The organism is Halomonas sp. 3F2F (assembly GCF_014897805.1).
GTDB lineage: Bacteria > Pseudomonadota > Gammaproteobacteria > Pseudomonadales > Halomonadaceae > Vreelandella.
In genome coordinates, this window is sequence record NZ_JABUZE010000131.1 from 1 (window position 1) to 5912 (window position 5912).

The following is a 5912-nucleotide window of genomic DNA, read 5'->3' on the forward strand; positions in this document are numbered from 1 at the left end:
AGCCTCGCTTTATACACCATAACTTATGCGGATTCACTTAGTATTTGTGGATGTAGTCGCCGAACAATGCGCGGGAATTGTATTCTTCGCCTAGCAGTGGAGTTCCTGTAAGCCCAATTTTGATGGCATTTGCATCTGACTGGCTCAAATTAGCGAGGAAGCTGCCTTTGGGGTTGTAGCTGCGGTGGACTTCATCCAGGAAGTAAACGCGCTGAATGGCAACATCGTAGTCGTTGGTAGAAATGACATCCGGATCGTCCTTGAATTTCTGGATGTTCACCACCGTGATTTCAGGCTTACCCGAATGGTTATGAATAACCTGTGTCGTCTTAATATCGCGGGTAAAATCCTCGCGTGAGTTAACAGTATGAACTGTTAAGCCACGAGCGGTGAATTCTTGCTGCGCCTGCTGCAGCAAGTCCAGTCGATCCACGATAAAGTAGAACTTGGGAATGACCTGCTGCCGTTGGAAATAATCGGTCAGAAAGCGAACATTGTAAAAGGCAAGAGCAGTTTTTCCACTGCCTTGAGTGTGCCAGATGATGCCCTTTTTAATGCCGTCATCGAGCTTTCTCTCAATCGCCTTAGTGGCAAATAATTGCGGGTACCGCATGATGTGTTTTTGTAGCCCAACAGTTTCAGACACATACGTGAGCGCATATCTCATAATAAAAGCTAGCCGCTCCCGACTGACCAGCGAGGTACAAATGCGGTTTGTAGGTCGGTTCGGATCTTTATTGATAGTGAACTCAGGATTACTGCGGATAACTTCTAGGTTGTTATCCTTCAGAACCTTGAGCTCTTCATCATCCGTTAATGGCTTGAGTAGTGACGTAAAATTTAGAACCTCTTCTTCACGGAAGTAATTGAAAACAGGCTTGCTATACGAGGAGCTGGCATAGAAAGCTCCCTGTATAGGTTCTGGATCAAAGTCGTCATACTCCATGTTGTTGGAGAAAATCATGAATTGCGTGATGTTGGCAAAGCGTTTGAATTTTGGATTCTGGAACCGCTTATTGATGCGATCCCGTTCCGCCAATATGCCTTCACGATTATTTGGTTTTTTTACTTCAATAAAGACAAGCGGCATGCCATTAATAAGCAGGGTTATATCTGGCCGAAACTCTTCATCACCATTCTGACATGTTAACTCGGTGACAACGTGGAAGCTGTTGTTATTGAAGTTCTCGAAATCGATCAGCTTAGTATTAGAGCGTTCTGTTAGCTTTGCGAAGAAGGCGCGGCCTAAGTCTTCGTTATCAAGCAATAATTTCAGGTCTTCTAGTAGTCGAGATACATCATCAGCCTTGATGCCTGGGTTGATTCGAGTGATTGCTGATGAGAACAGCTCAGGGAATATGTTGGTGTCCAAGTCCCAACTTTGCCCCTTGAGCGAGAGATACTGATACCCCAGCTTCATCAGGTGCAGAATAGTAGGGATTTTGACTCGGGTGTCTTCGTTGAATTTCATCATATTCCCTGATTACTGTTGTGTCAGCTCAAGCAGATCACCCACCTGGCATTCGAACATTAGGCATAGCTTCTCTATGGCTGCCAGATCCACTTTCTGCGCCGTTTCTTTATAGAGCAAGGTAATCGTTGCACGGCTGAGCCCGGTTTCTCTAGCAACGTCGGCGATACGCATCTTGTGTTCGCCCATCATGCGGGCGAGATGGCAGCGGATCATTATTGTGCCCTCAGGTTACTTCGCCAAATTAATTTTCTAGCCTACCATATATGGTCATTTCTGCTTAGATTTTGCTAGATGAACTCGCAATTATCTGCGACACGGCTGGCTTGATAGGAATGCTCACTACCTAGGGCAAAGCGTCAAATGCTTTTGCGGCCTTGGGTCAATTGACGGAAAGGCTATCGTATGAAAAAAAGATGGAGTGTCACATTTTTCAATGAATGGTTTGTTAGCAAAACGGTATCGAATAGCTGACACAGTTATTGGGATCAGGATAGGTTAGTGGCTTCACTACGTGGAAAGAGATCAGCGACCTCGATACCGAGCGCGTCACTAATCTGGTAGATCTTAGTCAGGGTAATGTTCTTCTCACCGCGTTCTATGTGGCCCATGTAGCTGCGATCAACCCCGGCCAGGGCAGCCATGCCTTCCTGAGATAATCCTCTGCTTTTACGAATCTCTCTGACTCTCTGCCCGAACGCCACCAGCTTCTCGTTCCGCATCTGTCCAGCTCCATCCAAAGGATGGAACTATCACGGGGCACTGGATACAATTCCACGGACTATGATTCCCATTTGGAGCGGCCTGTATGAAGTTGGAGATAATCACTGATGATGAGCAGGGCGCGCGTATCTGCGGGGAATACTGGATGCAGTCTGATGACGGTGAGTTTGTCTTCAAAATTAGCGAAATCGCGACCGCTAATTCAATGAAAACACACGAGGTCAGTAAGTTCGTCGAACAGCATGCTTTCGTATGGCTGGAAGATATCTGCTGTGGTCGTTGCAGACAGCCATACCGCTTTGGAACTCGCAGCCAGTACCAAGATCGCCGATGGCTTCGGGATCGGGTCTGTAGTGCATGCTTGGAAGCCGAACGACAATCCATTGCTGACGAAAAGCAAGAGTTGCTTCTGAAAATGCGGCAGTCGGCGAAAAGCAACGTACCAGATTTGGCAGCGCTAGACCTGACGAGCAAGGTCTATCTGCTAGCGACGATTCAGGCGTTAGGCGATGAGCAACTTGCTACCATAGAACCACTTAACGATTATCCCGCTTGCACTCTGTCGCCCGACTCTGTCTATGATCATGAGGTGCTTCAGCATTTGATTGATCATAACTTATTGTTGATTTCCCTAGATACACGTCTTGAGGTGATCGAGCTTCATGAAGATGATCAGTTGAGTATCGACCTTGGAGCATGCGCATTTAACCTTCCCTTTGATGCCGACCAAGTCACTGCACTAATCGATGAGTTTTTTGATGAAGAAACCGCATACACCGTCAAGCAATCGTCGGAATTTAATGCGCTATGCAAGGAAGCCCAACTGAACGAGTGCATTGGTTTCTTGAAGGTTATGCTTGAAGAGCATCAGCTGTACTTGTCGCCGGGGGAGAAAAGCCGCCAGATGCTCAGCAGGTGCCTAGAGCATTTTAGTGTAGCCCAGGTCTATAACTTCATTTGGCGGGCCGCCAAGGACGCCGCTGCCTATTATATGCGTAGTTCTATCAGCAAACGGCAGGCAGCTAACTCGGTTGTTGGGAACATTTCACGGAGTATGGAGCGTGCCCTGGCCAATGAATGGGAAGTGAAGCCATTTGGTAGGAACTATAACCTTCCGCAGTCCTCATTGAGCCGCGTCATCTTCAATATTATTCTGGGCACTGACGACGGCGGTTTTACTTACCGATTAGCCGACGTTTTTTGAAAAGAGTGGCCTTTACGAACAGAGCGTTTGAGTAAGAATTGATATTGCTTCGGGCGTCCTTGTGTTGCACATAGGACGCCAACCAGATAAGCATTGAACCAATCCAGTATGCGGTTTGTGCTGATCTATTTTTTTCTAGCTGTTTTTCTTTTTCGCATCGGCTTCTTGCCCATTCCACGTAGAGCCGAGAAATCACCGCTTTCTACTTCAGCTATTAGCGCTTTCAGGCCATCAGTGAGGGGCTGCATAAACTGCCCGTATCGCATCCGCTTCTCGCTGATGGCTTCAAGCTGAGACTCCCAATGTGCTGTCATATCAGGAACAACCATTCGTTTAGGCAGACTGTTAACAAGGTGCTTTCCTGCCTCTGTCGAGTGGATCTCCTTACCTTTCTTTGTCAGAAATTGCCGTTTGAACAATAACTCGATGATCCCTGCACGGGTGGCTTCCGTGCCGAGCCCATCTGTATCCCTTAGCACTTTTTTAATTTCAGGGTCTGATACGTATCTCGCTATTCCCGTCATGGCAGCGAGTAATGTTGCGTCTGTGAAGCGTTTCGGGGGGCTGGTTTGTTTCTCGTCCATTTTGCCGTCGATGCAGGTAACAGGATCTCCAGACTTCACATTGGGAAGAGCCACTGTCGAAAACTCAGCGTCTTGCTTTGGGGTCTTTTGAGGTGGTAGCAGTGCCTTCCAGCCGTTAGAAATAACTGACTTCTGTTTGGCAATGAATAGTCCTCCTTCCACCTCGCTGTCAATTTGGTGCTCTGCATACTCAAACGGCGGGTAAAACTGCATAAGGTACTGACGGGCAACTAGCTCATAGATATTCTTCTCATCCTGAGACAGGCGATCACCTGGGACTGCTCTGGATGTTGGTATAATTGCGTGGTGCGCGCCCACTTTGACATCGTTCCACGCCTTACTCTTTAGGTCGAGGTCAGCCTTTTGAACGCTATCAGAAAGCGTCGCCGATGTTTTGGCAATAGACTGAGTTACCGTGTAGCGTTCGTCATAATGGCCTTTAGGCAGATACCGACAGTCTGACCGCGGGTAGGTGATCAGCTTATGGCGTTCATATAATTGTTGGCATATGTCCAGAGTCTTCTGGGCGTTTAGATTGAAGCGCTTTGATGCATCAATCTGCAGTGATGAAAGACTGTAGGGTAGGGGAGCAGGCTGTTTTTTCTTGTCGCGTTTGACTGCGATGACGTTGCCTGAATGTCCGACTACCTTTTGAAGAACGACTTCGGCAAGCTTTCGTGAAAGCACACGGCCTTCCTCATCCATGTAAGCCTCGCAAGCAGTACTAGGCTTCCATTTTGCTGTAAAAGACTCACCCGCCACGGTCTGAAGCGTTATGAAGACCTCATAAAAAGGCTTGGTTATAAAGTTTTCGATTTCTTGGTCTCGGTGAACGACCAACCCCAATACAGGCGTCTGCACTCGGCCAATCGACAAAACGCCGTTGTACCCAGCGCTTTGGCCAAGAAGGGTGCAAAGGCGAGTCATATTAATCCCATAGAGCCAATCGGCCCTTGCCCTTGCCAGGGCGGATGTTGCTAACGGTATGAAGTCAGTATTCTTGCGAAGATCATTCAATGCCTTCTTGATAGCAGCAGGGTTCATATCGTTGACGAGACAGCGCAATGTGGCTTCGCGTTTCGCCTTATTCACACCTGAATAATTGATCACTTCATCGACCAGGATCTGACCGACGCGATCAGGGTCACCCATATTGACCAATTGGTCAGCTTCTTTGATCAGTTTTTTGACAGCATTAAACTGTGAGCGGGTTTGGCTTTTGACTTGATGTTTCCACTCGACTGGGATAATTGGCAGGTGCTCTTTTTTCCACTTTTTGTACTCAGGGTCATAAGCATCTGGCTCAGCCTGCTCCAATAAGTGACCAATACACCAGGTTACAACATCACCATTAGCCACCCTGATAAACCCATCACCTTTCTGGTGGGGTTTGGGAAGCACATCTGCAACTGCGCGTCCGACACTCGGTTTTTCGGCAATATATAGAATCAACTCTGCTTACCTCGCTCAATACCCACAACTTTCACTGTGTTCAGCTCAGCCTGAAGGGCTTCTATTTCCTCAAGTGCCTCGTAAAGGGAGAACTCTAAATTGGCATTTCGTGCGATAACTTGGTCACAGAATTTTTTGATATCGTCTCGCTGTGATCTGTAACGTTCTTTAAGCTCACGCTCTTTATCTCTTTGGGCTCTAAGCCTATCTACAGATATTTTAACTTTAGCAGATGAAGAAGCCGAAATTCTTGATTTGTATTTATCAATTTCACGCCTTGCTCTTTCAACAAAGTCATCGTAATAGTATATGCCACCAGAGCTAAGGCCAGCTTCCTTGTTTATTCGACTTAAATTCAATTTTCCGTCATTGGGAGTTCTTTCAGGATTGCCATCGATTAAGCGCTGAAGAGCATCTTCAAGCCTTTGCTTGGTTATTTCACCCCGCTCAGAAGGTGTGTTTTGGATGCTCACGTTTA

At 47.1% G+C, this 5912-nt stretch carries 6 protein-coding genes; 1 reads left to right on the forward strand and 5 read right to left on the reverse strand.

The window, feature by feature from the left end; genetic code table 11:
- Nucleotides 1-37: 37 nt before the first annotated feature.
- The 3 genes from INT21_RS13660 to INT21_RS13670 form a co-directional block, all read right to left on the reverse strand.
- Complete coding sequence (locus INT21_RS13660) at nt 38-1474, reverse strand: type I restriction endonuclease (RefSeq protein WP_226930657.1); 1437 nt, start codon at nt 1472-1474, stop codon at nt 38-40.
- A gap of 9 nt (nt 1475-1483) precedes the next feature.
- Nucleotides 1484-1687: a helix-turn-helix domain-containing protein gene (locus INT21_RS13665; protein WP_193085346.1), complete on the reverse strand. Its 204-nt coding sequence runs from the start codon at nt 1685-1687 to the stop codon at nt 1484-1486.
- Between the two features lie 272 nt (nt 1688-1959).
- Nucleotides 1960-2193, reverse strand: coding sequence for a helix-turn-helix domain-containing protein (locus INT21_RS13670; protein WP_193085347.1), 234 nt, complete (start codon nt 2191-2193; stop codon nt 1960-1962).
- 86 nt (nt 2194-2279) lie between these two features.
- On the opposite strand from INT21_RS13670, the gene INT21_RS13675 reads away from it, so the two are divergent.
- Entirely contained in the window at nt 2280-3398 is a 1119-nt protein-coding gene (locus INT21_RS13675) for a hypothetical protein (protein WP_193085348.1), read from the forward strand.
- A 125-nt stretch (nt 3399-3523) separates the two neighbouring features.
- On the opposite strand, the gene INT21_RS13680 is transcribed toward INT21_RS13675, so the two are convergent.
- Nucleotides 3524-5434, reverse strand: a complete 1911-nt coding sequence (locus tag INT21_RS13680; protein ID WP_193085349.1) for a DNA topoisomerase III — start codon at nt 5432-5434, stop codon at nt 3524-3526.
- Nucleotides 5431-5912 (reverse strand): hypothetical protein (locus tag INT21_RS13685; protein WP_226930658.1); only part of this gene is annotated, 482 nt, incomplete at its 5' end. The genes INT21_RS13680 and INT21_RS13685, both read right to left, overlap by 4 nt.

What these genes read in the sequence shown, in the direction of transcription:
- INT21_RS13660 (WP_226930657.1), bottom strand. Translation starts at nt 1,474, where the DNA reads ATGATGAAATTCAACGAAGACACCCGAGTCAAAATCCCTACTATTCTG.
- INT21_RS13665 (WP_193085346.1), bottom strand. Translation starts at nt 1,687, where the DNA reads ATGATCCGCTGCCATCTCGCCCGCATGATGGGCGAACACAAGATGCGT.
- INT21_RS13670 (WP_193085347.1), bottom strand. Translation starts at nt 2,193, where the DNA reads ATGCGGAACGAGAAGCTGGTGGCGTTCGGGCAGAGAGTCAGAGAGATT.
- INT21_RS13675 (WP_193085348.1), top strand. Translation starts at nt 2,280, where the DNA reads ATGAAGTTGGAGATAATCACTGATGATGAGCAGGGCGCGCGTATCTGC.